The organism is Nocardiopsis sp. L17-MgMaSL7, assembly GCF_003182025.1.
Lineage (GTDB): Bacteria > Actinomycetota > Actinomycetes > Streptosporangiales > Streptosporangiaceae > Nocardiopsis > Nocardiopsis prasina.
In genome coordinates this window covers 168,676-193,240 of record NZ_QGTF01000001.1, presented here as the reverse complement: position 1 = coordinate 193,240, position 24,565 = coordinate 168,676, and the positions used below count along the sequence as shown (strand labels likewise).

Sequence of the window (24,565 nt, the reverse complement as noted above, 5' to 3'; positions counted from 1 at the left end):
CTCAGTGGCCAGAGACTATTACCAGGTTCTCGGGGTGCGTCGCGACGCGTCCAAGGACGAGATCAAGAAGGCGTACCGGCGGCTCGCGCGCGAGCTCCACCCGGACATCAACCCGGACCCCGCGACCCAGGAGCGCTTCAAGGAAGTGACCCAGGCCTACGAGGTCCTCTCCGACGAGAACAAGCGTCGGATGTTCGACATGGGTCAGGACCCCTTCGCCCCCGGCGGCGGTGGCGGTGCCGGAGGTTTCGGCAACGCGGGCGGGTTCGCCTTCGACGACATCATGAACGCCTTCTTCGGCGGAGGACAGCCCGGCGGCCGCGGCCCCCGGGAACGGGTCCGGCGCGGACGCAGCATCAAGATCCGCATCGAGCTCGACCTCGTCGAGACCGCCTTCGGAGTCAGCCGGGAGATCACCTTCCCGACCGCGATCCTGTGTGAGACCTGCCAGGGCGAGGGCACGGCGGCCGGTTCGCACCGGACCACCTGCGACATGTGCCACGGCCAGGGCGAGGTCTCCCAGGTCACGCGCTCCTTCCTCGGTCAGGTCATGACCTCGCGCCCCTGCCCGCAGTGCTCGGGCCAGGGCTCGGTCATCACCAACCCCTGCGGCGACTGCGCGGGTGAGGGCCGGGTTCGGGAGAAGGTCACCCGCACCGTGAAGATCCCCGCCGGTGTCGACGACGGCACCCGCATCCAGCTCGCGGGCGAGGGCGAGGTCGGCCCCAACGGCGGACCGCGCGGCGACATCATCCTGGAGATCGTCCAGAAGCCGCACCCGACCTTCGAGCGTCGCGGCGACGACCTGCACTGCACCATCACCGTCCCCATGACGGCGGCCGCGCTGGGTGCCTCGTGCGCGTTCGACACCCTCGACGGAACCGAGAACATCGACCTGCGTCCGGGGACCAACTCGGGCCACGTCATCACCCTGCCAGGCAAGGGCGTCACCCACCTCGACGGCGGCGGCCGGGGAGACCTGCGCATCCGTGTGGACGTGGAGACCCCGGGCAAGCTGGACGAGGAGCAGGAAGCCCTGCTGCGCAAGTTCGCGGAGCTGCGTGGGGAGGACCAGAATCCGGGCCGCTTCAGCCCCGGGCACGGTGGGTTCTTCTCCAAGATCCGCGACGCCTTCGGAGCCAAGTGACCCCGCCGGTCTTCCTGGTCGGGACCGCCGCTCTGGCGGGCGACCGGATCCGACTGGACGGCCCGGAGGGACGTCACGCCGTGGCGGTCCGACGTATCGGCGAGGGAGAGACCGTCGACCTTTCCGACGGTCTCGGCCTTCGTGCGCGCTGTGAGGTCGACGAGGTCCTCGGCAAGGACACGCTCGTCTGCCGTGTGCTGGAACGCAGGAGCGAACCCGAGCCGCGACCCCGCATCACCGTGGTGCAGGCCCTGCCCAAACGGGACCGGGGCGAGCTCGCGGTGGAGATGATGACCGAGGCCGGGGTCGACGCCGTCGTGCCCTGGTCAGCCGAGCGCTGTGTCACACAGTGGAAGGGTGATCGGGGCGCCAAGGCCCTGGCCAAGTGGCGGGCGAGCGCCAGGGAGGCGGCCAAACAGGCCCGCCGGGCCCGGACGCCCGAGGTCACCGAGCCGCTGGACCGCAAGGGCGTGGCCGCCCTGCTCGCCGAGGCGGAGCTGGCCGTGGTCCTGCACGAGGAGGGGGCGCTTCGACTCTCGGAGCTCCCACTGCCGGAGGAACCCCACGGTGCGGGGCTCGTCCTGGTGGTCGGCCCCGAGGGCGGGATCTCCGAGACCGAACTGGCCGCCTTCGACGCGGCCGGAGCGGTCCGGGCCCTGCTGGGCCCCTCGGTCCTGCGCACCTCCACCGCCGGGGTCGCGGCCCTGTCCGTGCTCCAGGCCCGTACGGGACGCTGGTGAGCGGACGCGAGCCGGGGGTCCGTCCCCGGCGACCGTGACCCGGTGGCCGGACACACGCACAGAGGTATGACGAAGGGCCCGTGGAATCCTCCACGGGCCCTTCGTCATGTCTGTTCGGCGACGCCGTCGGGGGTCAGCTCGCGCTGGCCCCGTCCTCCTCACCGCCGCCACCGGAACCGCTGCCGGGGTCCTCGGCGCCGTCACCGGGGTCCGGGTCGCTGCCGCCCCCGGGGCTGGTGGGCTCGTCGGTGGGCTCTTCCTTCGGCTCGTCGGTCGGGGCGCAGGTCTCCTTGTCGGAGCCCCTGTCGTCGCGGTCGTCGTCCTTGTTCCTCTTGTCCTCGTCACGGGCGCCGTCGGTCGCGGTCGGGACGAGCTCCTCACCGGGCGGGCACGGGGACGTGGCCTCGAAACCGTCGTCCTCCGAGGAGGAGGGCGAGCTGTCGGGGCTGGGGGTGCCCTCGGGGTCGTCCCCGGTCTCCTCCTCCAGCTTGCTGGTGCCGGAGGTGGAGTCCGTCGACGGGTCGGGAGCCGCCACGCCGTCGCCCCCGTCGGACTGGGTCTCGGGCGGGGTGCCCTCGCGGTCGGCCCCGGCCGGGACGATCTCCAGGACCTGTTCGCGGACCTGCGGGCTCGACATGATCACCGAGGCGACGATGAGCACGGCCGCGGCCACGGCCGTCACGGGACGGAGCCACGGCAGCCCGAACCACGACGAACCGCGTTGGCGCTCGGTGCGCTCACGGATGAGGTTGAGGCCTTCGGCCGAAGGTGTGACCTCGTCGGCCTCGGCGCGCAGTATCTGGCGGAGTTGGTCCTCGAACTCCGGTTCGTTCCTATCGTTGGGGCTACTCATGACGTCTGCTCCAGTACAGAGCGAAGGGAGGAGATGCCGCGCGAGGTGTGGCTCTTGACCGCGCCTCTGCTGATGCCCATGGCGTCCGCGATCTGTGCCTCGGACAGATCACCGTAGTACCGGAGCACGATGGCCTCTCGCTGACGGGTGGGTAGCTTGCGCAGGGCGGTGATGACCGCCTCGCGCTCGAGCAGGTTCATGGCCCCGTGCTCGGCACTGGGCGCGTCGGGCAGGGCCTTGGGGGCGTGCTTCTCGACGACTGCCCTGTGGCGAAGCACCGACCGGGCCTTGTTCACCACCGCCTGGCGGAGGTAGGAGAGGGCCTTGTTCGGGTCCCTGAGGCGGCGCCAGGCGCCGTGCATGGCGACGAAGGCGTCCTGGACGACCTCCTCGGCGGTCGCGTGGTCCCTCACGAGCAGGGCGGCGAGCCGAACGAGCGGACGGTAGTGCTCCCGGTAGAGCTCCGTCACTGCGTGGTCGGCGTCCCACTCGACCGAGAGTGGCGCCGTGGTGGCGTTGGCCACCAAGGTTTCTGTCGTCACATCAGTTCGACGCACACCCTTGTCGCGGGGTTTACGAAAGGGCATACCTCATCATTTCCAGTAGACGTGCGTTCCGATCCGAACACGTCGGACGTGGCCGAACAGCGGGGCGTTGCCCACAGCCTGACGCGCACGGAGACAAAGACTATCGCGCCCCGATCGGTGGCTGGAGGGGAACGCGGATCGGAACGGTTGCGGAAAGGTTGAGGGTTCATCTCCTCGTGGGCCGCGTACCTGCGGCGTTCCGGGCACCTGCGGCATCATGGTCAGCGGACAATCCGAGAACCGAGAGAGCGGTGCCGCCACGGAGCGCGCGGCCGCGTGACGGAAGGTGAGCGATGGTCGACCCCGACTGCCTTTTCTGCAAGATCGTGAAGGGCGAGGTTCCAGCGGAGATCGTCCGTGAGGGGGAGCGCACGGTGGCGTTCCGCGACATCAACCCCCAGGCGCCCACCCACGTCCTGGTCGTCCCCCGCGAGCACCACGCCGACGCCGCCGCTGCCGCGGCCACCGACACGGGGCTGCTCGACGCCCTGGTGAGGGAGGCCCACGAGGTGGCCAGGAACGAGGGTGTGGTGGAGTCCGGGTACCGGATGGTGTTCAACACCGGGGCCGGCGCCGGGCAGACCGTGTTCCACCTGCACGCCCACGTGCTCGGCGGTCGCGGGCTGAACTGGCCCCCCGGGTAGGCGCCGCGATAATCCATCGAGCCCCCCGGGCCCTGGTTGGTAGACTCGGGGACGGGCCCCACCGGCCACTTCGGTTGTCCCACACACCCGTGGTGACCGTGTTCGACACCGTCGAACACGGTGTGCGGCCCGTCCGCGAGGAACCCCGGGCGACCGACCCCGGGGCCGTGACCGAAGGGTAGGGACAGCGGCCGCAAGGCCACACCATGGCCGAGTCAACTCACACGAACCAGGACCCGGAGACCCAGGTCAAGGTCGTGGTTCCGGACGAACACACGATGATCAGCCTGCTGGGTTCGGGGGACGAGCTCCTCCGGGCGCTGGAGCGGTCCTTCAAGAGCGACATCCACGTCCGTGGCAACGAGTTCACGATCAGCGGCACCCCCGAGGAGACGGCCGTGGTGGTCCGCCTCGTGGAGGAGCTGATCGAGCTCGCCAAGAGCGGCACCCACGTCACCCCCGACACCATCGAGCGCATGATCCACATGCTGCGCTCGCCGGGCAAGGAACGCCCCGCGGACGTGCTGACCACCAACATCCTGTCCAACCGGGGCAAGACCATCCGCCCCAAGACGCTGAACCAGAAGCGGTACGTCGACATCATCGACGAGCGCACCGTGGTGTTCGGCATCGGCCCGGCGGGCACCGGAAAGACCTACCTGGCCATGGCCAAGGCGGTGAAGGCCCTCCAGGACAAGGAGGTCAACCGGATCATCCTCACCCGGCCCGCCGTCGAGGCCGGGGAGCGCCTGGGGTTCCTGCCCGGCACCCTGTACGACAAGATCGACCCGTACCTGCGTCCGCTGTACGACGCCCTGCACGACATGCTCGACCCGGACTCCATCCCCAAGCTGATGGCGGCCGGAACCATCGAGGTCGCCCCCTTGGCGTACATGCGTGGCCGTACCCTCAATGACTCCTTCATCATCCTGGACGAGGCGCAGAACACCTCGCCCGAGCAGATGAAGATGTTCCTCACGCGGCTCGGCTTCGGGTCGAAGATCGTGGTCACCGGCGACGTCACCCAGGTGGACCTGCCCGGCGGGCAGACCAGCGGGCTCCGGACCATCGAGAACATCCTGCGTGATATCGACGACATCGCCTTCTGCCGACTGACCAGTGAGGACGTCGTGCGACACCGCCTGGTGGGGCAGATCGTCGACGCCTACGGGCGCTACGACGCCGATCAGGGCGGCCGGAGCGACGCAGACCGGGGCCGACCGGGGCCGCGCGGCGGACGGCGCAGGGGCGGTGACACCCCGAAGGACCGGGGCGACGGCGCCGAGGGCCCCGAACACCGGGCAGACTGAGAAGAAGTACGTAGTGACACCGGCCGGTGGGCCCGCCCCGTGCGGGCCCACCGGTGTCGGTGGGCGCCCCTCCCCGGGCGCCAGGCGGAGCGACCCCGCCGACCCACACCGAATCCAAGTGAGGCAGCCGCAACCGATGAGTATCGACGTCGCCAACGAGTCCGGCGTCACCACCGTGGACGAGGAGCGACTCTCCCGTCTGGCCCGGCACGTGCTCGACGCCATGCGGGTGCACCCGTTGGCCGAGCTGTCGGTCGTGCTGGTGGACGAAGGACCCATGACCGACCTCCACGTGCGCTGGATGGACGAGCCCGGCCCCACCGACGTGCTCTCGTTCCCCATGGACGAACTGCGTCCCGGCGGTCCCGGACGCACCAGCGAGCCCGGTGTGCTCGGTGACGTGATCATCTGCCCGCAGGTGGCCGAGCGCCAGGGCGAGAAGGCCGGTCACGGAACCCGGGCCGAGATCGACCTGCTGTGCACGCACGGCATCCTCCACCTGCTCGGTTACGACCACGCCGAGCCCGAGGAGCACAAGGAGATGTTCGGCCTCCAGGGTGAGATCCTCGCCGCCTGGAATGAGCGCGAGGCCGCCGCCGAGGGGACGACCGAAGGGGACGAGAGCGCCCGATGAGCGCGTCGCTGGCCACGGGTGACCCCGTGGTGTGGTCGGTGTCCCTGGCGGCCGCACTCCTCCTGACCGCGGTGGCCGGTTTCCTGGTGGCGGCCGAGGTCGCCGTCACCCGAGTGATCTCCATGGGCATGGAGGACGCCCACGCCGAGCGCCCCGCACGGGTGCGCGCCGCGTGGGAGCGGGTGCGGGTCAATCCCACCGAGCACCTGAACATGCTGCTCTTCCTGCGTGTGGTGTGCGAGGTCTGCGCCGTGCTCGCCGCCGTGGTGGGCATGGTCTTCCTGCTGGGAGCTGACTGGCCCGCCCTGGTGCTCACCGCCGTGGCGATGGTCGTGGTGGAGTGCGTCCTGATCGCGGTCACGCCGCGCATCCTCGGCCGCCAGTTCGCCGGTCCTCTGGCCCGGGCCAGCGCGACGGTCGTGTACCCGCTCCAGGTGGTGCTGGGTCCGCTGGCCCGTCTGCTGGTGGGGGCGGGCCGCGCGCTCACCCCGCGCGGCAAGGGCGACCGGGACGGCCCGTTCAGCACCGAGGTGGAGCTGCGTCAGCTCGTCGACCTGGCTGAGCAGGGGGAGGTGATCGACCCCGAGGAGCGCCAGATGATCCACTCGGTGTTCAAGCTGGACGACACCTCCGTGCGCGAGGTGATGGTGCCCCGGCCCGACATCGTCTTCACGGGCCGTGACGCGGACGCCGACGCGGTCCTCTCGCTCGCCATGGCCAGCGGGTACTCGCGTATCCCGGTCACCGGTGAGGACGAGGACGACGTGGTCGGCATCATCTACCTCAAGGACCTGGTGGAGCGCCTGCGAGACCGCTGGGCTGCGGCCGCCGGGGGCGCGGACGACGTGCCCCTGACCGCCGGGGACGTGATGCGTGACGCCACGTTCGTGCCCGACACCAAGCCCATCGACGAACTCCTGCGGGAGATGCAGAAGCGCCGCAACCACGTGGCGGTGGCGATCGACGAGTACGGCGGCACCGCCGGGCTCGTCACGCTGGAGGACATCGTGGAGGAGATCGTCGGCGAGATCACCGACGAGTACGACCACGAGATCGCCCCGGTGGACTGGCTGGACGACGACCGTGTGCGGGTCACCGCGCGACTGCCCCTGGGTGAGCTGGCCGAACTCTTCCCCGAGCGCGACCTGGAGGTCTCCGACGTGGAGACCGTGGGCGGCCTGGTGGCGTTCGTGCTGGGTCGCGTCCCGGCGGGCGGCGCCCAGGCAGAATACGCTGGACTCCGGCTCACCCTGGAGGGCAAGAGCAGCCGCCGCAACCGGATGACGACGGTGCTGGTGGAGCGGCTCGCCCCCGAAGGGGACCAGGGCCACGACCACGACGTAAGGAGCACGGACCAGTGACGGACACGACGGGACTCGGCCCCGAGGACGCCAAGCTGATCACCCTCGCGCGGGCCTCCCGGGCACGGAACGCGGCAGCCGAGGGCGCCGCGGTACGCGACGAGACCGGGCGCACGTACGTGGCCACCACGGTGTCGCTGCCCTCGCTCCAGCTGAGCGCGCTCCAGGCCGCCGTGGCCGCGGCGGCCTCCAGCGAGGCCTCCGCCCTGGAGGCCGCGGTGGTCGTCACCCAGGCCAAGGAGCTGACCGAGGCCGACCGCGCGGTGGCGGACGACCTGAAGACCCAGCTGGTGGTGATCGCGGCCCCCGACGGGGTGCCCGCGAACATCGCCCGGCGTTGAGAAGGACCGATGAACGACCTCGACCTTGAGAAGCTCCGCGTGCCGCTGGAACCGCTCTCCTTCCCGGAGGGCTTCCGGAGCGGTTTCGCCTGCTTCGTGGGCCGCCCGAACGTGGGCAAGTCCACCCTGATGAACGCGCTGGTCGGGCAGAAGGTGGCGATCACCAGCAACCGGCCGCAGACCACCCGGCGGACGGTGCGCGGCATCGTGCACCGGCCGGACGCGCAGCTGATCATCGTGGACACGCCCGGTCTGCACAAGCCCCGCACCCTGCTGGGGGAGCGGTTGGACTCGCTGGTGCGGTCCACGTTGGTCGAGGTGGACGTGATCGCGTTCTGTCTGCCGGCCAACGAGCCGATCGGGCGCGGTGACACCTACATCGCCAAGGAGCTGGCCGAGCAGACCAACACCCCGGTGGTCGCGCTGGTGACCAAGACCGACCTGGTGGACCGGGCGGCGGTCGGGGAGCACCTGATGGCCGTGAACGAACTGGGCGACTGGGCCGACATCGTGCCGGTGTCCGCGCGCGGGGAGTTCCAGCTGGACACGGTCACGGACGTGCTGTGCTCGCACCTGCCGAAGGGGCCGCCGCTGTACCCGGACGGCGACCTCACGGACGAACCGGACGAGATGCTCGTGGCGGAGCTGGTCCGCGAGGCCGCCCTGGAGGGTGTCCGGGACGAGCTCCCGCACTCGATCGCGGTGGTCGTGGACGAGATGTACGAGCGGGAGAACACCAAGCCCGGCAAGGAGCTGGTGGACATCTACGCGTCGCTGTACGTGGAGCGCCCCAGCCAGAAGGCGATCGTGATCGGCTCCAAGGGTTCGCGTCTGCGTGACGTGGGCTCGCGGGCCCGCAAGCAGATCGAGGGGCTGCTCGGGCACCGGGTCTTCCTGGACCTGCGGGTGCGGGTGGCCAAGGACTGGCAGCGCGACCCCAAGCAGCTGCGCAAGCTGGGCTTCGACCAGCAGACGTAGTTCGGCGGTCTCGAAGCGGACGAGGGGGCGTGACCACATGTGGTCACGCCCCCTCGTCGTGGTGTGAGTCAGCTCTGGTTGTTGAGGTCGGTGGCCAGGACCCGGGCGCACCGCTGCACGATGGGTGCGGCGTGGTCCACGAAGTCCCAGCCCACGCGGGCTTCGGGTCCGGACACCGACACGGCCATGCCGGAGGGGGCGTCCTTGACGGGGACGGCCACGCATCGCACGCCCACCTCCTGTTCGCCGTCGTCGATCGCGTACCCGGTCTCGCGGATGCGCCGCAGTTCGGCGAGGAAGGCGTCGGGGTCGGTGATGGTGCGTTCGGTGGCGGCGGGCATCCCGGTGCGGCGGACGGCGGCCAGGGCCTCCTCGTCGCTGAGCTGGGACAGCAGGGCCTTGCCGACCCCGGCGGAGTGGGGCAGGACGCGGCGGCCGACCTCGGTGAACATGCGCATGGCGTGGGGTGAGGGGACCTGGGCGACGTAGATGACCTTGTCGCCGTCGAGCATCGCGAGGTTCGCGGTCTCGCCGAGGTCCTCCACGAGTTGGGCGAGGTGGGGGCGGGCCCAGGTGCCGAGCATGCGGGCCGCCTTGTCACCGAGCCCGATCAGACGGGGGCCCAGGGCGTACCGGCGGGACGGGAGTTGGCGCACGTAGCCGTTGCCGACCAGGGTGCGGATGATGCGGTGGATGGTGGGCAGGGGCAGGCCCGAGGAGTCGGCGAGCTGACTCAGGGAGGCCTCGCCGCCCGCCTCGGCCATGATCTCCAGCAGGGCGAAGGCGCGGTCGAGTGACTGCACGCCACCGGAGCGCCGGGCCGTCTCCTCTGGAGGGCGTGGCTGGTCCGTTCGGGGGATCTGTGAGGCTGACAAGGGTCGTGCTCCCATGCTGAGGGCCGCTGCGGTCTCGCCCTTCATTCTGCAATACGAAAGGAGGTTTTCGCTCTCTGTTGCGTGCGGAAGCTTCGCGTTCGGATCCGCAGGGTCCTCGGCACCCTTGTTCTTCCGAATCGCAGAAGTTATTATCCGCATATAGAAATTAGTGCCCGGGCTCTCACTGACCCCCGAGAGACGGCACCGACGACGGAGGAGGACACGACACGTGGCGAGTGACAGCCTTGCTGGCCTGACCGACCTGGTCACCGAACTCGACACCCGGCTGGCCGAGGCCGACGCCCGACTGGACCGTGAGTACCCCGGGACCAGCGGCGGCCGCCAGCCCGTCCACAGCGTCTACGTTCCCGCCGACCGCATCCAGCCCGGCCTCGCCGCCGTCTGGGGCGAGGAGGCGATCGCTTCCCTCGACGAGTACGCGCCCAAGGCCGCCGACCTGGCCGGGATCACCGGGCTGAGCGAGGCCGCCGTGGCTGACGCGATCCCGCTGGTGCGCGCCAAGCTCGCCCGCGAGCCCATCGAGGACCTGCGCGCCGACTTCGAGGACGGCTACGGGTCCCCCGGTGACGAGGCCGAGGACGCCCACGTCCTGGCCACCGCGAACGCGTTCGTCTCGGACCTGAAGCAGGGGACGGCCACCCCCTACTTCGGAATCCGGATGAAGGGCATGGAGGCCGCCGGGCGCCACCGCGGCGTCCGCACGCTCACCCTCTTCCTCCAGACCCTGCTGGAGGGACACGGTTCCCTCCCGGACAACCTCGTCCTCACCCTGCCCAAGATCACCTCGGTGGAGCAGGTCGAGGCGATGGTGTGGGTCAGTGAGCGCCTTGAGGAGCGCTTCGGCCTGCCCGCCGGACGCCTGCGGTTCGAGCTCCAGATCGAGACCCCCCAGTCCATCCTGCTCACCGACGGCACCGTCGCGGTCTCCCGCATGATCCAGGCGGGCCAGGGCCGGGTCACCGCCCTGCACTACGGCACCTACGACTACAGCGCGGCCTGCGGGATCACCGCCGCCCACCAGAGCCTGGCCCACCCGGCCGCCGACTATGCGAAGGCCGTCATGCAGGTGGCCGCCGCCGGGACCGGCGTGTGGCTCTCCGACGGGGGCAGCAACATCCTGCCCACGGGCAGCCCCGAGGACGTGCGCTCCGCGTGGAACCTGCACGCCGGGCTGGTCCGCCGCTCCCTGGAGCGCGGCTTCTACCAGGGCTGGGACCTGCACCCCCACCAGCTCCCCATCCGCTACCTGGCCACCTACGCCTTCTACCGAGAGGCCTTCGCCCCCGCCGCAGCCCGTCTCAAGGCCTACCTCGGCCAGGCCGGGGGCAACGTGATGGACGAACCCGCCACCGCCCAGGCGCTGGCGTCAGTGCTGGCCAGCGGCCTGCGCTGCGGCGCCCTGGAGGAGTCCGAGGTGGTCACAGCCGCCGGTGCCGACGCCGGTACCATCGTCGCTCTGGCCACCCGCCGTGTCGGACAGGAGCAGTGAGTTGACCGAGCACGCACTCGTCGTACGCGCCCGCCGCGCCCTCACCCCCGAGGGTGAGCGCGCCGTCAGCGTGGTCGTGGACGACGGAAGGATCACCGGGGTCCTCACCGGTGACGACGCCCCCGTCGACGCCGCCCGCGAGCTGCGCCTGGCCGAGGACGAGATCCTCCTCCCCGGCCTCGTGGACAGCCACGTGCACGTCAACGAGCCCGGCCGCACCGAGTGGGAGGGTTTCGCCAGTGCGACCCGCGCCGCCGCGCTGGGCGGTGTGACCACCCTCGTGGACATGCCGCTCAACAGCGTGCCGCCCACCACCACGCTCGACGGCCTCAAGGCCAAACGAGCCGTGGCCGAGGGCAAGCTCGCCGTGGACGTGGGCTTCTGGGGCGGGGCCGTCCCGGAGAACTCCGGCGCCGACACCACCGGCACCCTCTCCGACCTCTGGTCCGAGGGAGTGTTCGGGTTCAAGGCGTTCCTGTCGCCCTCCGGGGTGGACGAGTTCGGGCACCTGTCCCCGGAGCAGCTGAACACCGCCGCCACGGCCATCAGGGCGTTCGGCGGCAGGCTGATCGTGCACGCGGAGGACCCCAAGGTGCTGGACTCGGCGCCCGCCGCGTCCGGCCGCGACTACGCGGACTTCCTGGCCTCACGCCCTGATGAGGCCGAGAACGCCGCGATCGCCCTGGTGATCGACACGGCCCGCCGAACCGGGGTCCGCGCGCACATCCTGCACCTGTCCAGCGCCTCGGCCCTGCCGCTCATCGCGCAGGCCAAGCAGGAGGGCGTGCCGCTCACAGTGGAGAGCTGCCCGCACTACCTCACGCTGGCAGCCGAGGAGATCCCGGCCGGTGGGACCAGCTACAAGTGCTGCCCGCCGATCCGCGACGGCGCCAACCGCGACCTGCTGTGGAGAGCGCTCCAGGACGGTCTGATCGACTGCGTGGTCAGTGACCACTCTCCGAGCACTCCCGACCTCAAGGATCTGGACACCGGTGACTTCGGCACCGCCTGGGGCGGTGTCGCCGGGCTCCAGGTGGGCCTGTCCGCCATGTGGACCGAGGCCAGAGGCCGCGGCGTCCCGCTCGCCGAGGTGGTCCAGTGGATGTCCGCCAGGCCCGCCAGCGTGGCCGGTGTGACCGGCAAGGGCTCGATCGCCCCGGGTATGGACGCGGACCTGGCGGTCTTCGCCCCCGACGAGCCCTTCCACGTGGAGGCCAGCTCCCTGGCGCACCGCAACCCGGTGAGCGCCTACGACGGCGCCGACCTCCTGGGCCGGGTCCGCCGCACCATGCTGCGCGGCACCGAGGTCACCTCGGACAGCGTGAACGGCCAGATGATCACCCGGAACTGACCCGGTTCCGGTCCCGGGCGCCCCGCCACCAGCGGGGCGCCCGTTCCCATGCGTGGAGGAGGCGTTGGGCAGGCGCGGAGCCCGAGCGGTTCGGGTGTTCGAACCCCAGCTATGCGTCGTGGTGACCGGCACAGCGCAAACCCCTCAGGTACAGGGGGTACAGAGGTGTAGGTACGCGCTGCGCTGGGTGGCGCGGGGTGTGAAGCTCTGCCACGCGCTGTAGTAACCCGCACGGCGCCGCCTCCTCAGGTACAGGGGGTACAGGTGGCAGGTACGCGCTGCGCTGGGTGGCGCGGGGTGTGAAGCTTCGCCGTGCGCTGTAGTGACCTCACGGCGCAAACCCCCTGAGGTACAGGGGGTGTGGACGTGCACGTGTGCGCAGGGGGTACAGAGGTGTAGGTACGCGCTGCGCTGGGTGGCGCGGGGTGTGAAGCTCTGCCATGCGCTGTGGTGACCCGCACGGCGCAAACCCCCCTGAGGTGCAGGGGGTGTGGACGTGCACGTGTGCGCTGTCTGGGTTGTGCGGGGTGTGAAGCTCTGCCATGCGCTGTAGTAACCCGCACGGCGCCGCTCTCTCAGACACAGCGGGGTACAAACGTGCACCTGTGTGCTTGGTTCAGTGCTGCGGGTTGGCCGTAGAGCGGCAAGCGGTGCCCGGACGGCAGGGGTTTTTACCAGTCCGGGGGACACGCATCTCTAGAACACGTCGGTAGTCCTGGGGGGTGGCCCGTGTCCGTACTTGGCCTTGAACTACCAGTCGTGCACTGTTCTGCTCATCCGCCAAGTGCGGTGCGGGCACAGCACCATGCGCCGTCCCCGCCCTGAATAGACAGAGAAACCCCAAGGGGTACGGTGTAAGCGGTACCTGACTACCTTTAGCTAATGGGAAAAATGGGTTGGCCGTAGAGGCTTCCCGCTACAGCAACCCAAGCCGTAGAACCCACCTACCCGCAGCAACCCCAGGCCGTAGAGCCGTCAACGGCGCCCAGCCACACAGGTGGTGAGTGACGTGGGTGAAAGGTCCGTGTCTCAACAACGTGCAGGTTTGATGCCTTGCCGCTGACATGCATGCAGGTCAAAGAGACTTCTCCCCGCGTGCGAGGGATCGATCCGGTGCGCGTCCCTGCTCGCTCAGCCCACCCCTGCTTCGTGCGCGCGCAGGGATGGGTTCGAATCGCTGTCGCCTGCCGAAACTTATCTCGCTGGATATGCTCCAGAAGAACGTGTCGTGCCCCAAGCAAACAAAAACAAAAACAAAAACAAAAACCTGGATCCTGGGCGTCGTTGTCCGCTCCACGGGTTGGGGTTGCTGTTTGCTGTGGGGTTCTGCGGTTGTGGTTGCTGTCCCGCGAGGGTTCTACGGCTTGGGTTGCTGTCCCGCAGCCTTTCTACGGCCAACCCGGTTTTCCCATTAGCTAAAGGTAGTCTCGTGCGGGTTCAACCGTACCCCTTGGGGTTCTCGGTTTATTCAGGGCGGGGACGGCGCATGGTGCTGTGCCCGCACCGCACTTGGCGGATGAGCAGAACAGTGCACGACTGGTAGTTCAAGGCCAAGTACGGACACGGGCCACCCCCCAGGACTACCGACGTGTTCTAGAGATGCGTGTCCCCACCTCTGGCGAAAACCCCCGCCGTCTGAGCGCCGCCCACCGCACTCCGGCCAACCCGCACCTCCGAGCGAAGTGCGTACCTGCACCTCTGTACCCCGCTGTGTCTGAGGGGATTTGCGCCGTGCGGGTTCAACCAGCGCGGACGAGGCTTCAAGCAAACCCCCCTGGTGCTGGGGGATCTGCGTCCTGTGCACGCTTAACCACCGGTGGTGGAGCTTCATGCAAACCCCCTTGGGGCTGGGGGTACTGCGTCCTGTGCACGTTCAACCATCGGTGGTGGGGCTTCAGGCAGGCCCTCTGGGGCTGGGGACGCTGCACGCCTGCATGTACTTGCGGCCTGCGCGCATGTGGAAGGGCGGGCACGCTGGCGCGTGCCCGCCCTGGACTCTGCGTGGGGAACTAGCCTCGGGTGGCTTCCCAGCGGTCGCGGAGGTCGGCGGAGCCGGTCTCCGTGAGGGAGCCGTACACGTTCAGGCGGGCCATGCCGCCGTCGGGGAACACGTCGGTGCGCACGTGGGTCACGGTGACCGGCGAGTCCAGCACGAAGCGGTGGGCGCTGTCGGGCTGGAGCTTCGTGCGGCCGACGATCTCGAACCACTCGTCCGGGGTGTCCGAGTGCGTGTCGCGGCCCAGGATGGTCACCCAGCCAGCCGAGTTGCCCTTGAGGTAGGCGGTGTCCAGCTCGATGGCGCGGACGGAGGCCTGGGCGGTGAGGCGGAAGCGCACCCAGTCGTTGCCGGTGTCGCGGCGGCGGCGGTTCTCCCAGCCGTCGTCCATCTTGTGCGAGCGGCCCGGCAGGATGATGTTCTCCGGCGAGGAGTAGAAGCGGTCCGAGGCGTCCTCGACCGTGCCACCGTTGACCAGCGCGGCCAGGTCGAAACCGCCCAGCGCCGACAGCCAGGCCGGGTCGGCGACGGGTTCGCCGTACACGCGCAGGCGCGCCACACCGCCGTCGGGGAACTGCTTGAGGCGCAGGTGGGTCCAGCGGCGCTCGACGTCGATCCTGAACCCGTTCTCGGCGTGGCCGTGGACGGCTGTGCGCGCAACGAGCTCGGTCCAGTCGGCGGCCAGGAGCTCCTCGGTGGTCGGGGTCCCGTCGACGTGCGTCACCTCGACGCTGATCTCCGTGGGGTGGTTGCCGCGAAAGTGCGCGGTGTCCACCACGACGCCGCGGATCACGCCGGGCAGGGCGAGGCGGACCAGGGCCCAGTCGTGGTCGTCGGCGGTGGGGTGCGGCTCTTCGGCGCTCGTGCCTCGGCGGCGGCGGGTCTCCCACCCGTCCATGACCTTGCCCTTGTGCCCGAAGTGGTGCGGGTCGAACACCGCGGGCTCGGTCCGCAGCATGTTCTCGCGGTGGGCGAAGAACTCGTCGTTGGCGGCGACGACGCCACCACCCAGTCGGCGGTCGGCGAGGTCCACCAACCCGGCGAAGTCCAGTTCGGTCTTCTTGAAGTCGGCGTAGGGGTCGCCGCCGGGGTACGGCTCGGCGTTGTAGGCGCGGGGGTCGAAGGACGGGTCCTTGCTCACGTTTCTCCTGTCGTTCGCTGCTTCATCCCAGAGTCGCAGGAGAGAACGGTTAATTCCAGCGAAAGTTTTTGATCATTATGTTCGCTTTGGCTGAACGTTTGTCAGGCGAGCGGCGGCGTCGGCGAGGGCTCTCAGGGCGAGGGCGATCTGCGGGCGCTCACCGGCGCCGGAGCGCACCGCGGTGACCACGTGGCGGCGGGGCTGCTCCGAGTGGGGCACGCGCAGGGTGACCCCGGGGGCGTCACCGGCGGCGGCCAGCCTGGGGATCAGCGCCACCCCCATGCCGGCGGCGACCATGTCGAGGATGGCCCGCCAGTCCGAGGCCACGTGCGCCTGTTCGGGGACGAACCCGGCCTGGGCGCAGGCGGCGAGGGTGATGTCCCGCCAGGGCCCGGCGGCCCCGTAGATCCAGGGCTCCTCGGCGAGTTCCCTCATCCGCAGGGCCGGTGTGGTGGCCAGCCGGTGCTGGGCGGGCAGGGCCACGTCCAGGGGGTCGGTGAGCAGCTCGGTCCGGTCGTATCGGCCGTCGTTGCTGGTGGGAGCCTGCGCGGCCAGGGAGAGACCGATGTCGATCTCCCCGGCGGAGAGGAGGTCGTACACCTCCGCCGCCTCGGCCTGGCGCACCCGCGTGCGCAGCCCCGGGTGGTCGGCGCGCAGCGCGTTGAGCGCCGGGACCACCAGACTGGGGATCGCGGTGGCGAAGGTGCCCACGCGGACCCGCCCGGCCTCGCCCCGGACGAAGCCGTCCAGCTCGGCCTCGGCCCTCTCCAGCTGGGCCAGGACCACGTCGGTGTGCCGCAGCAGCACGTGCGCGGCGTCGGTGAGCCGCACCCGGCGCCCGTGCGCTTCCAGCAGGGCGACGCCCACCTGTTGCGAGAGGGAGGAGAGCTGTTGGGAGACGGCCGAGGGCGTCATGGACAGGGCCTCGGCGGTCGCCCGGACGGTGCCGAGCTCTTCGAGGGTGCGGAGTACGCGCAGCTTGCGCAGGTCCCAGTCGGTCACCCTCACAGGCATACCATTCACCGTCACTTAACAGAAGCGGGGCGGGCGCGTGGTCACGGCGCTCCGCCCCTGGGGGATGGGACCCGGGTCAGGTCCGGTCGGCGTCCGAACTCCGGTAGGTGGCGCCCGCCTGGTCGGTGTACTTGGCCTCACCGGGCCCGGCGCTGCCGATGTCCGCCTGGTCGATGTCGGCGGGGTCCGCGGAGGGGCCCCGACCGATCACGTTGAAGCAGATGTTCAGCAGGATCGAGACGATGGCCGCGCCGATGATGCCCGAGTGCGCGATCAGCTCGACGGACTCGGGCAGGAACGCGTAGAAGGTCGGGTAGGCCAGCGGGATGACGGCCACGCCGATGGAGGCGGCGACCAGGATGAGGTTGAGGTTGTTGGTGAAGTCCACCTTGGCCAGGGTTTTGATGCCGCTGGCCGCGACGCTGCCGAACAGCACCAGGCCCGCGCCGCCCAGGACCGGGGTGGGGATGGCCGCCATGACACCGCCGAGCACCGGGAACATGCCCAGGACCAGCAGGATGCCCGCGCCGGTGGCCACCACGAAGCGGCTGCGGATACCGGTGAGGGCGAGCAGGCCGATGTTCTGCGCGAACGAGCTGGTGGGGGTGGCGCTGAAGATCGGGCCGATGATGGACCCGCTCACGTCGGCGCGCAGACCGGCCGAGATGCGCTTGGCGTCCACCTTCGAGCCGGTGATCTCGCCGACCGCGATGATGTGCGAGGCGCCCTCGGTGAGGACCACGAGCATGATGATGCACATGGTGATGATCGCCGCGACCTCGAACTGCGGAGCGCCGAAGTAGAACACCGAGGTCGGGTCGAAGACGACGTCGGCCTCGCCCACCCGGCTGAAGTCGGCCATGCCGAGCGGGACGGCGACGAGCGTGCCCACGACCAGGCCGAGCAGGATGGAAAGGCGTCCCCAGATCCCCGGGAACAGGCGGGAACCGACGAGGATGACGGCCAGGGTGAGCCCGGCCAGGGCGAGGTTGGCGACGGGCGCGGCCGGGACCTCGGCGCCGTCCGCCATGACGCGCACGGAGTCGTCCATGATCCAGCGCGCGGCCACCGGCATCAGGCTGACACCGATCACCGTGATGATCGTGCCGGTGACGATCGGGGGGAAGAAGCGGATGAGCTGCCCGAAGAAGGGGGTCAGGAGCAGTGCGAACACACCGGCGGCCATGGACGCGCCGAAGGCGACGGGGAGGTTCTCCCCGTCCTGGCCGGACGCGAGGGCGGTGATCGCGCTGACGGGCACGAAGGAGCAGGCCACCACGATCGGCATCTGCGCGCCGATCCTCTTGTGGCCGACGGTCTGTATGAGGGTGGCGATACCCGCCACCAAGAGCGCGCCGCTGACGAGGATTCCCATGGCGGCGGGGTCGTTCGCGAGCCCAGCGGCGGCGCCGATGACCAGGGCCGGTGCCACCGCACCGGCGTACATGGTGAGGATGTGCTGGAGCCCGTAGACGAGCATGAGCCGCACGGGCAGCTTCTCGTCCTCGGGCCGGGAGGGGGTAGTGGCGGTTGTTGTGGCCGAGTCCTTCGCGGACGGACTGTTCGACATGGCCAGTTTCCAGCCTTTGCGATCGGCGGTCACCGAGAGAGGGGGGTGACCGGGTTCTCCGGGGCGGGTGCCCGGTGGTGTCGCGCCGGCCTCGAACGCCCGGGACAGCTGTTTCCGGGCATGCCGAAGGCCGGTGTGGCCCAACTCGGGTGGGCAGGCGAGGGTGACCTCGGGTGATGGAGGGGTCCGGGGCCCGGCCGCACGCACGGGCCCCGGCGTTCAGAGAGCTCCGAAGAGCACCGGGGCGGGCCGGGGGAGCACCCCCGGGGCCGTCACCGGGAAGGGGGGTTAGATGAAGCCCGGGACGGCCTTCCAGGCGTCGCCCGCGTCGGGGGCGTCGTCCCGCTCGACCGTGGCCTCGATCTTGCCGTAGGGCCGGTCGGCGGCGAAGAAGACCTCGTTGGGGTTGTCCAGGCCGAACGGGGACAGGTCCACCAGGAAGTGGTGGTTGTTCGGCATGGAGAAGCGGATCTCGGCGATCTCGGGGTGGGCTTCGAGGACGGCCGTGCCCATCGCGTACAGCGTCTGCTGGAGGGCGAGGCTGTGCGTCTCCGCGAAGAGCTCAAGGCAGAGGGCACGGACCGACGCGTAGGCCTTGTCGAAGTTGTGGTCGGTGCCGACGTAGCGCCAGCGGGCGGTGACGTCCGTGGCCAGGATGCGGTCGTTGGTCTCGGGCAGCGTCGTGTACCGGGTCCTGGGGTACCCGTGGAACTCAGAGCCGGTGGACTTGAGCACGGTCAGGCCCTCGAAGCCGGAGACCACCCACTCCTTGTCGCCGTCCTTGTTGACGACGGTGGTGCGGGTCTCGGCGCCCCTGCGGGAGAACGCGTGGTCGTGCGGGCCCTTCGAGGTGGCGATCCGGTCCCAGGAGTACTCGTGGATCTCCTGGCGGGCGCCGTACACGTACTCGTGCTCGTCCACGAAGTGGCGGGCCAGACGCAGGGCGAAGTCCTCGATCGCACCGACGCCGCCCCACTCGCGGGCCTTGGCGTAGACGGTGTTCTTCTGCGTGTCCGTCGGCAGACACTTGGCGTTGTCGCCGACGGTGTGGACCTCCTCCAGGTCGCCGCGGAGCTGGGAGGTGACGTTGATGTCCTTGATCTGGTGGACGTCGGTGTCGCGCTGGACGTGGACGAGGCGGACCTCCGCCTTGCCGTACTGGTTGTCTCCGAGTCTGATGCCCATCAGGGGAACTCCATCCGTGTGGATTCGGTTTCATCGCTCGCGCCGCGCGTGCTGCCACGCGTCGGTGCGCTGTGCGTATGAGGGAGGACCGCTGTGGTCATGCGGAAGGACCTGTCACGCACTCGAAGAGGTGAGGGTGCTACGTGGTGGGTGCCGCCAGGCGGGGCTCCTTCGTTCGTGGGCGGGGACCGTGGTGGGGAAGGTGTGCTCGCGGTCGGGCGCGCCCGACCTACGAGCCCCGGTAGGTCGAGTAGGCGAACGGGCTCAGGAGGAGCGGCACGTGGTAGTGCTGGTCCTCCTCCGCGAGGTCGAACACGATGGTGACCTCGGGGTAGAAGCCCCTCTGTCCCGTCGCCGCGAAGTAGGCCCCGGTGTCGAAGACGACCCGGTAGTAGCCGGCGGAGAGCTGGTCGGGTCCGAGGTCGGGCACACGGCCGTCGTCGTTGGTGCGCCCCTCCGCGACGGTGGTCCACGAGGTGCGACCGGGGTCGGCGGCGGCCTCCAGGCGCACCGGGACGTCGCGGGCTGGCGCGCCCAGGGCGGCGTCCAGGATGTGGGTGGTCACGTGGCTCATGCTGCCTCCAGGAGTTTGACCAGGCGGAGTCCGGAGATCCTGCGGAGCTCCTCACCGACCACGGTCAGCTCGGTCTCGGGGTCGTTGTCCAGTCGGCCGACCAGGTCCGCGAGGAGTTCGCGGCTGCTGCGGCCGCTGGCGCAGACAAGGTAGATCTGTCCGAACCTTCCCTCGTACTCACCCTGGGCGAACGTGAAGATCCGCTGGACCCTTGCGGAGGCGTCGTCGGTGTCGGCGGCGAACGCCGACTGTTCCCCGCGTGACCAGGCGGACTCGGTGTCCTTTCCCTTGGCCTTCTCCCCGATGCGGGGGTGGCGGGCCAGGGCGGTGGCGACCTCGGCAGGAGTGATTCCGCGCGCGTGGGTGTCGGCCACCGAGAGCAGGTTCCGGCGGTCGGCGTAGGGCGCTTCGGAGGCCACGGCCTCGACCCAGCGGTCCACGTTCAGGCACTGCGCGAGTTCGGTGCGCAGCTCCTGCCGGGAAAGGGCGTTCAGACGCGCCAGACCCGGCTCGGGGGCGTCCCCCGACTGGTCCGGGGTGGTCTCGGGCATGTGTTCTCCCGTGGCTCGGCCGGCACTCGGCCCCCGCGCCGTGTGGGGCGCTGGATCGTCGTACCGGCCTGGGCTTTCGTAGTGCAGATACCTGATTCCGTATTACGGATTGCAGGGACTCTAGTTGATGGCAGTGTGACCTTGTCAACACTCGCAAGGGGAGAAATCGGAAAAACAGACGAATCTGTGGCCTCCCGCGAAGAAAGCGTGAAGTTCCTGCTCGCTCCTGAGTCCTCCGGGGCGGGTGGGGGTGTGGCCTCGGGGTTTGTCGGGCGCGTTCGCGGGGGCTCGGGTGGTGAGGGCTCGAAGGTCGGCTCGCCGGGTGGTTGACAAGTGGCGGTGGTCCGGCCCACACTCAGATCATTCCTTAAAGTGAAAACTACTTTCCGCAATATGGAATTGGATGCCGGAGGCAACGCATGAGCCACACACTCGGGTACGCGGTGAACTGCTCCCTGCTGTTCACCGAGCTCCCCGTCAACGAGCGCCCCCGGGCCGCACGGGACGCGGGCTTCCACGCCGTCGAGTTCTGGTGGCCCTTCGAGAGCGCCACCCCGGCGCAGGCGGAGATCGACGCCTTCGTCGCCGCCCTCGACGACGCGGACGTGCGCCTCAGCGGCCTCAACTTCTTCGCCGGACAGCTCCCCGGCCCCGACCGCGGCGTCCTGTCGCACCCCTCCCGCGCCGACGAGTTCCTCGCCAACGCCGAGGTGGTCGCCCAGATCGCCGAGCGCACCGGAACCACCGGCTTCAACGCCCTCTACGGCCTGCGGCAGGACGGCGTGGACCCGGCCGAGCAGGACCCCCTCGCCGTGCGCAACGCGGTGGCCGCAGCCGACGCGGTGGCCAAGGTCGGCGGCACCGTCCTCGTCGAGCCCATCAGCGGCTCCGAGGACTACCCGCTCAAGACCGCCGCCGAGGGCCTCGCCTTCGTCGCCAGGGTCAGGGAGGCCGGGGCCGAGAACGTCGCCCTCCTCGCGGACTTCTTCCACCTGGCCGTCAACGGCGAGGACGTCGCCGCCGTCGTCCGCGACCACGCGGCCGAGTTCGGCCACATCCAGATCGCCGACGCCCCGGGACGCGGCGAGCCCGGCACCGGCGACCTGCCCATCGACGAACTCCTCTCCGCCGCCCAGGCGGGCGGCTACCGGGGCCTGGTCGGCCTGGAGTACAAGCCGACCGTCCCCAGTGCCGAGAGCTTCGGCTGGCGCGACTGACCCACGGGTCACCGCGGCCAGCAGGGTCGCACCAGCCACCGCACAACCAGCCACACCCACAGCCTGAAAGGGGGCCGACATGGCCGCCAGGAAGATCGCCTTCATCGGTCTGGGCATCATGGGGCTTCCCATGGCCGTCAACCTCGTCCGCGCCGGACACACCGTCACCGGCCACAACCGCAGCAGTGCGAGGGTGGACGCCCTGGTCGCCGAGGGCGGCCTGCGCGGCGGAAGCGTCGCCGAGGCCGTCTCCGACGCCGACGTCGTCATCACGATGGTCCCGGACTCCCCGGACGTCGACCAGGTCCTGCGCGGCGAGGGCGGCGTCTACGACAACGCCAAGCCCGGCACCCTGGTCATCGACATGAGCACCATCCGCCCCGACGTCGCCCGAGAGGTCGCCGCGGCCGGGGCGGAGCGCGGCCTGCGTGTCCTGGACGCGCCGGTCAGCGGCGGCGAGGCCGGAGCCGTCGAGGCCAAGCTGTCCATCATGGTCGGCGGGGCCCCCGAGGACTTCGAGGCGGCGCGCCCCGTCTTCGACGTCCTGGGCACCACGCCGGTCCTGGTCGGTCCCAGCGGGTCCGGCCAGACCGTCAAGGCCGCCAACCAGCTCATCGTGGCGGGCAACATCCAGCTCCTCGCCGAGGCCCTGGTCTTCCTGGAGGCCCACGGCGTGGACACCGAATCCGGCCTGGAGGTCCTGGGCGGCGGGCTCGCCGGCAGCACCGTGCTCCAGCGCAAGGGCGCGGCCATGCGCGAGCGCGACTTCGCTCCCGGATTCCGGATCGCCCTGCACGACAAGGACATGCGCATCATCACCGACTCCGCGAGCGCCGCCGGTGTGGCGATCCCGCTGGGCTCGCAGGTGGCGCAGTACGTGGCCGCGCTCAAGAACCAGGGCCACGGCGGCCTCGACCATTCGGCCCTGCTCAAGATCGTCGAGCAGCTCTCCGGCCGCGAGGGCGAGTAGGGGCCCCGGCCCACGGCCCGGCCCACCGGCCGCGGCCGCACCAGCAGTACCCCTGGCACAGAGAATCCGTATGAACGGGGCGGCGCGCGGCCCCCGGGTGTTGGCCCACCCGGGAGGCATGCGGCGGCGTCGCCCCACCCCTGGCACTCACCCCTGGCGGCCGGGGCGTCCACCGAAGGGCGTTCCCGGCACTCCAGCCACCCCAGCACTGAAGGGTTCGCTCCCATGGCGAAAATGCCCGCGATGAACGCCGTCGTGGAGGTTCTCAAGGACGAGGGCGTCGACACCGCCTTCGGCTGCCCCGGCGCGGCCATCCTCCCCCTCTACAAGGCGATGGAGGAGGTGGGCGGCATCGAGCACCTGACCGTCCGCCACGAGGAGGGCGCCACCCACATGGCCGACGGCTGGTCGCGCACGACCGGCAGGGTCGGCGTGGCCATCGGCACCTCCGGTCCCGCCGGGACCAACATGATCACCGGCCTGTACACCGCCATCGCGGACTCGGTCCCGATCGTGTGCATCACCGGTCAGCAGCGCACCGACCTGCTGGACAAGGAGGGCTTCCAGGCGGTCGACATCGTCGAGATCGCCAAGCCCGTCACCAAGTGGGCCGTCCAGATCAAGGAGGCGGCCACCGCCCCGTGGATCTTCCGCGAGGCCTTCCGGATCGCCCAGGAGGGCCGCCCCGGCCCCGTGCTGGTCGACATCCCGGTGGACGTCGCCCAGCAACTCATCGAGTACGACCCCGAGCTGGACGCCGCCCTCAAGATCAACACGGTCGAGCCGCACCTGCCCCGCGTCGAGCGCGCCCTGGACCTGCTGCTGGAGGCCGAGCGCCCGCTCATCCTCGCCGGTGGCGGCGTGATCCTGGCGGAGGCCTCCGACGACCTGCGCGCACTGGCCGAGCACCTCCAGGTCCCGGTCCAGGTCACCCTCATGGGCAAGGGCTCCTTCGACGAGGACTCGCCCCTGTACTCCGGCATGACCGGCGTGCAGACCTCCCAGCGCTACGGCAACGCCTCCTTCCTGGAGTCGGACCTGGTCCTGGCCGTGGGCGCGCGCTTCGCCGACCGCCACACCGGCCAGATCGACGTCTACCGGGGCGAGCGCAGGTTCATCCACGTGGACATCGAGGCGACCCAGATCGGCCGGGTCTTCGAGCCCGACCTCGGCGTGGTCTCCGACGCCCGACTGTTCCTCCAGGAACTGCTGGCCGCCGCCAAGCGCCGCGACGCCAAGGCGAGGGTGGGTGCGTGGATCGAGCGGATCAACGAACTCAAGTCGACCCTGACCCGCCGCGAGGACTTCGACACCGTCCCCGTGAAGGCGCCCCGCGTCTACAAGGAGATCAACGAGGTCTTCGACGAGGACACCTACTTCGTCACCGCCATCGGCCTCTACCAGATCTGGGGCGGCCAGCACCAGAAGGCCTACAAGCCGCGCCACTACCAGATCTGCGGCCAGGCGGGCCCGCTCGGCTGGGAGATCCCCGCGGCCATCGGCGTCAAGAAGGCCCTCAAGAACACCGAGCCGGACGCCGAGGTGGTCGGCATCGTCGGTGACTACGGCTTCCAGTACATGGTCGAGGAGCTCGCGGTCGCGGCGCAGTACAACGTGCCGTACGTGATCATCATGCTCAACAACGAGTACCTGGGCCTGATCCGCCAGGCGTCGATCCCGTTCGACATGAACTACCAGGTGGACATCCACTACGACGAGTACGGCACCGACAGCGTCAAGCTGATGGAGGCCTATGGCTGCTCCGGCCGCCGCGTCTGGGAACCGGGGGAGATCCGGGAGTCCCTGGAGTGGGCCCGCAAGCAGGCCCAGTCCACCTCCCGGCCGGTGCTCGTGGAGATCATGATCGAGCGCGAGGCCAACACCCCGCACGGTCCCGCGATCAACGCCGTCAAGGAGTTCGAGCCGCTGCCCGGCGAGTAGCTCCGAGGCCCGGGCGCCCCGGCGCCCGGAGCCCACAGACCGCCACGGGGTCGGACCTGCACCCCGACCCCGTGG

General features: G+C 70.1%; 22 protein-coding genes. 13 read left to right on the top strand and 9 right to left on the bottom strand.

The window, feature by feature from the left end:
- Positions 1-4 precede the first annotated feature (4 nt).
- Together dnaJ and BDW27_RS00855 are read left to right on the top strand one after the other, a co-directional pair.
- Positions 5-1,147: a molecular chaperone DnaJ gene (gene dnaJ / locus BDW27_RS00860; RefSeq protein ID WP_017546304.1), complete on the top strand. Its 1,143-nt coding sequence runs from the start codon at positions 5-7 to the stop codon at positions 1,145-1,147.
- A complete protein-coding gene (locus BDW27_RS00855) occupies positions 1,144-1,887 on the top strand; it encodes a 16S rRNA (uracil(1498)-N(3))-methyltransferase (protein ID WP_110047815.1) in 744 nt (247 codons plus the stop codon). The genes dnaJ and BDW27_RS00855 overlap by 4 nt, the downstream gene beginning before the upstream one ends.
- A 133-nt stretch (positions 1,888-2,020) precedes the next feature.
- On the opposite strand, the gene BDW27_RS00850 is transcribed toward BDW27_RS00855, so the two are convergent.
- Together BDW27_RS00850 and BDW27_RS00845 are read right to left on the bottom strand one after the other, a co-directional pair.
- Positions 2,021-2,740: a hypothetical protein gene (locus BDW27_RS00850; protein ID WP_110047814.1), complete on the bottom strand. Its 720-nt coding sequence runs from the start codon at positions 2,738-2,740 to the stop codon at positions 2,021-2,023.
- Positions 2,737-3,267, bottom strand: a complete 531-nt coding sequence (locus BDW27_RS00845) for a SigE family RNA polymerase sigma factor (protein ID WP_017546301.1) — start codon at positions 3,265-3,267, stop codon at positions 2,737-2,739. Before BDW27_RS00845 ends, BDW27_RS00850 begins: the two co-directional genes overlap by 4 nt.
- A gap of 353 nt (positions 3,268-3,620) precedes the next feature.
- Between BDW27_RS00845 and BDW27_RS00840 the strand changes: the two genes are divergently transcribed.
- The 6 genes from BDW27_RS00840 (at position 3,621) to era (ending at position 8,595) form a co-directional block, all read left to right on the top strand.
- Positions 3,621-3,971: a histidine triad nucleotide-binding protein gene (locus tag BDW27_RS00840; RefSeq protein ID WP_017546300.1), complete on the top strand. Its 351-nt coding sequence runs from the start codon at positions 3,621-3,623 to the stop codon at positions 3,969-3,971.
- A gap of 206 nt (positions 3,972-4,177) precedes the next feature.
- Positions 4,178-5,281, top strand: a complete 1,104-nt coding sequence (locus BDW27_RS00835; protein ID WP_110047813.1) for a PhoH family protein — start codon at positions 4,178-4,180, stop codon at positions 5,279-5,281.
- 136 nt (positions 5,282-5,417) lie between these two features.
- Positions 5,418-5,915 carry an rRNA maturation RNase YbeY gene (gene ybeY, locus BDW27_RS00830; RefSeq protein WP_017546297.1) on the top strand — a complete coding sequence of 166 codons (498 nt, stop codon included), beginning with the start codon at positions 5,418-5,420 and terminating at the stop codon, positions 5,913-5,915.
- Positions 5,912-7,276 (top strand): hemolysin family protein, encoded by a 1,365-nt coding sequence (locus tag BDW27_RS00825; protein WP_017546296.1) that lies wholly within the window; start codon positions 5,912-5,914, stop codon positions 7,274-7,276. Before ybeY ends, BDW27_RS00825 begins: the two co-directional genes overlap by 4 nt.
- Positions 7,273-7,617, top strand: coding sequence for a hypothetical protein (locus BDW27_RS00820; protein WP_017546295.1), 345 nt, complete (start codon positions 7,273-7,275; stop codon positions 7,615-7,617). The genes BDW27_RS00825 and BDW27_RS00820 overlap by 4 nt, the downstream gene beginning before the upstream one ends.
- Before the next feature lie 9 nt (positions 7,618-7,626).
- Positions 7,627-8,595 (top strand): GTPase Era, encoded by a 969-nt coding sequence (gene era, locus BDW27_RS00815; protein WP_110047812.1) that lies wholly within the window; start codon positions 7,627-7,629, stop codon positions 8,593-8,595.
- A gap of 68 nt (positions 8,596-8,663) precedes the next feature.
- On the opposite strand, the gene BDW27_RS00810 is transcribed toward era, so the two are convergent.
- Positions 8,664-9,398, bottom strand: coding sequence for an IclR family transcriptional regulator (locus BDW27_RS00810; RefSeq protein ID WP_017546293.1), 735 nt, complete (start codon positions 9,396-9,398; stop codon positions 8,664-8,666).
- Between the two features lie 301 nt (positions 9,399-9,699).
- Here BDW27_RS00810 and BDW27_RS00805 point away from each other — a divergent pair, with 301 nt between their 5' ends.
- Together BDW27_RS00805 and allB are read left to right on the top strand one after the other, a co-directional pair.
- Positions 9,700-10,980: a DUF6986 family protein gene (locus BDW27_RS00805; RefSeq protein ID WP_110047811.1), complete on the top strand. Its 1,281-nt coding sequence runs from the start codon at positions 9,700-9,702 to the stop codon at positions 10,978-10,980.
- 1 nt (position 10,981) lies between these two features.
- On the top strand, positions 10,982-12,331 hold the full coding sequence (allB, locus tag BDW27_RS00800) for an allantoinase AllB (RefSeq protein ID WP_110047810.1): 1,350 nt from the start codon (positions 10,982-10,984) through the stop codon (positions 12,329-12,331).
- A 2,009-nt stretch (positions 12,332-14,340) separates the two neighbouring features.
- On the opposite strand, the gene alc is transcribed toward allB, so the two are convergent.
- The 6 genes from alc to BDW27_RS00770 all read right to left on the bottom strand — a co-directional run bounded on the left by alc (position 14,341) and on the right by BDW27_RS00770 (position 20,362).
- Positions 14,341-15,468, bottom strand: coding sequence for an allantoicase (gene alc / locus BDW27_RS00795; RefSeq protein WP_110047809.1), 1,128 nt, complete (start codon positions 15,466-15,468; stop codon positions 14,341-14,343).
- 75 nt (positions 15,469-15,543) lie between these two features.
- Complete coding sequence (locus BDW27_RS00790; protein ID WP_110047808.1) at positions 15,544-16,482, bottom strand: LysR family transcriptional regulator; 939 nt, start codon at positions 16,480-16,482, stop codon at positions 15,544-15,546.
- Between the two features lie 76 nt (positions 16,483-16,558).
- Positions 16,559-18,052 (bottom strand): nucleobase:cation symporter-2 family protein, encoded by a 1,494-nt coding sequence (locus tag BDW27_RS00785; RefSeq protein ID WP_110047807.1) that lies wholly within the window; start codon positions 18,050-18,052, stop codon positions 16,559-16,561.
- A 288-nt stretch (positions 18,053-18,340) separates the two neighbouring features.
- Positions 18,341-19,237, bottom strand: coding sequence for a factor-independent urate hydroxylase (pucL, locus tag BDW27_RS00780; protein ID WP_110047806.1), 897 nt, complete (start codon positions 19,235-19,237; stop codon positions 18,341-18,343).
- Between the two features lie 229 nt (positions 19,238-19,466).
- The gene (uraH, locus tag BDW27_RS00775) at positions 19,467-19,811 is read right to left on the bottom strand and encodes a hydroxyisourate hydrolase (protein ID WP_017546281.1); all 345 of its coding nucleotides are present in this window, start codon (positions 19,809-19,811) and stop codon (positions 19,467-19,469) included.
- Complete coding sequence (locus BDW27_RS00770) at positions 19,808-20,362, bottom strand: 2-oxo-4-hydroxy-4-carboxy-5-ureidoimidazoline decarboxylase (RefSeq protein WP_017546280.1); 555 nt, start codon at positions 20,360-20,362, stop codon at positions 19,808-19,810. The genes uraH and BDW27_RS00770 overlap by 4 nt, the downstream gene beginning before the upstream one ends.
- 419 nt (positions 20,363-20,781) lie before the next feature.
- On the opposite strand from BDW27_RS00770, the gene BDW27_RS00765 reads away from it, so the two are divergent.
- The 3 genes from BDW27_RS00765 (at position 20,782) to gcl (ending at position 24,490) form a co-directional block, all read left to right on the top strand.
- Entirely contained in the window at positions 20,782-21,579 is a 798-nt protein-coding gene (locus tag BDW27_RS00765) for a hydroxypyruvate isomerase family protein (RefSeq protein WP_110047805.1), read from the top strand.
- Between the two features lie 79 nt (positions 21,580-21,658).
- A complete protein-coding gene (locus BDW27_RS00760; protein WP_017546278.1) occupies positions 21,659-22,549 on the top strand; it encodes a 2-hydroxy-3-oxopropionate reductase in 891 nt (296 codons plus the stop codon).
- Between the two features lie 225 nt (positions 22,550-22,774).
- Complete coding sequence (gene gcl, locus BDW27_RS00755; RefSeq protein ID WP_110047804.1) at positions 22,775-24,490, top strand: glyoxylate carboligase; 1,716 nt, start codon at positions 22,775-22,777, stop codon at positions 24,488-24,490.
- Positions 24,491-24,565: the final 75 nt, after the last annotated feature.

Coding starts and splice junctions, on each gene's coding strand:
- BDW27_RS00850 (WP_110047814.1), bottom strand. CDS start 2,740: ATGAGTAGCCCCAACGATAGGAACGAACCGGAGTTCGAGGACCAACTC.
- BDW27_RS00840 (WP_017546300.1), top strand. CDS start 3,621: ATGGTCGACCCCGACTGCCTTTTCTGCAAGATCGTGAAGGGCGAGGTT.
- BDW27_RS00835 (WP_110047813.1), top strand. CDS start 4,178: ATGGCCGAGTCAACTCACACGAACCAGGACCCGGAGACCCAGGTCAAG.
- ybeY (WP_017546297.1), top strand. CDS start 5,418: ATGAGTATCGACGTCGCCAACGAGTCCGGCGTCACCACCGTGGACGAG.
- BDW27_RS00825 (WP_017546296.1), top strand. CDS start 5,912: ATGAGCGCGTCGCTGGCCACGGGTGACCCCGTGGTGTGGTCGGTGTCC.
- era (WP_110047812.1), top strand. CDS start 7,627: ATGAACGACCTCGACCTTGAGAAGCTCCGCGTGCCGCTGGAACCGCTC.
- BDW27_RS00790 (WP_110047808.1), bottom strand. CDS start 16,482: ATGCCTGTGAGGGTGACCGACTGGGACCTGCGCAAGCTGCGCGTACTC.
- BDW27_RS00785 (WP_110047807.1), bottom strand. CDS start 18,052: ATGTCGAACAGTCCGTCCGCGAAGGACTCGGCCACAACAACCGCCACT.
- pucL (WP_110047806.1), bottom strand. CDS start 19,237: ATGGGCATCAGACTCGGAGACAACCAGTACGGCAAGGCGGAGGTCCGC.
- uraH (WP_017546281.1), bottom strand. CDS start 19,811: ATGAGCCACGTGACCACCCACATCCTGGACGCCGCCCTGGGCGCGCCA.
- BDW27_RS00770 (WP_017546280.1), bottom strand. CDS start 20,362: ATGCCCGAGACCACCCCGGACCAGTCGGGGGACGCCCCCGAGCCGGGT.
- BDW27_RS00765 (WP_110047805.1), top strand. CDS start 20,782: ATGAGCCACACACTCGGGTACGCGGTGAACTGCTCCCTGCTGTTCACC.
- BDW27_RS00760 (WP_017546278.1), top strand. CDS start 21,659: ATGGCCGCCAGGAAGATCGCCTTCATCGGTCTGGGCATCATGGGGCTT.
- gcl (WP_110047804.1), top strand. CDS start 22,775: ATGGCGAAAATGCCCGCGATGAACGCCGTCGTGGAGGTTCTCAAGGAC.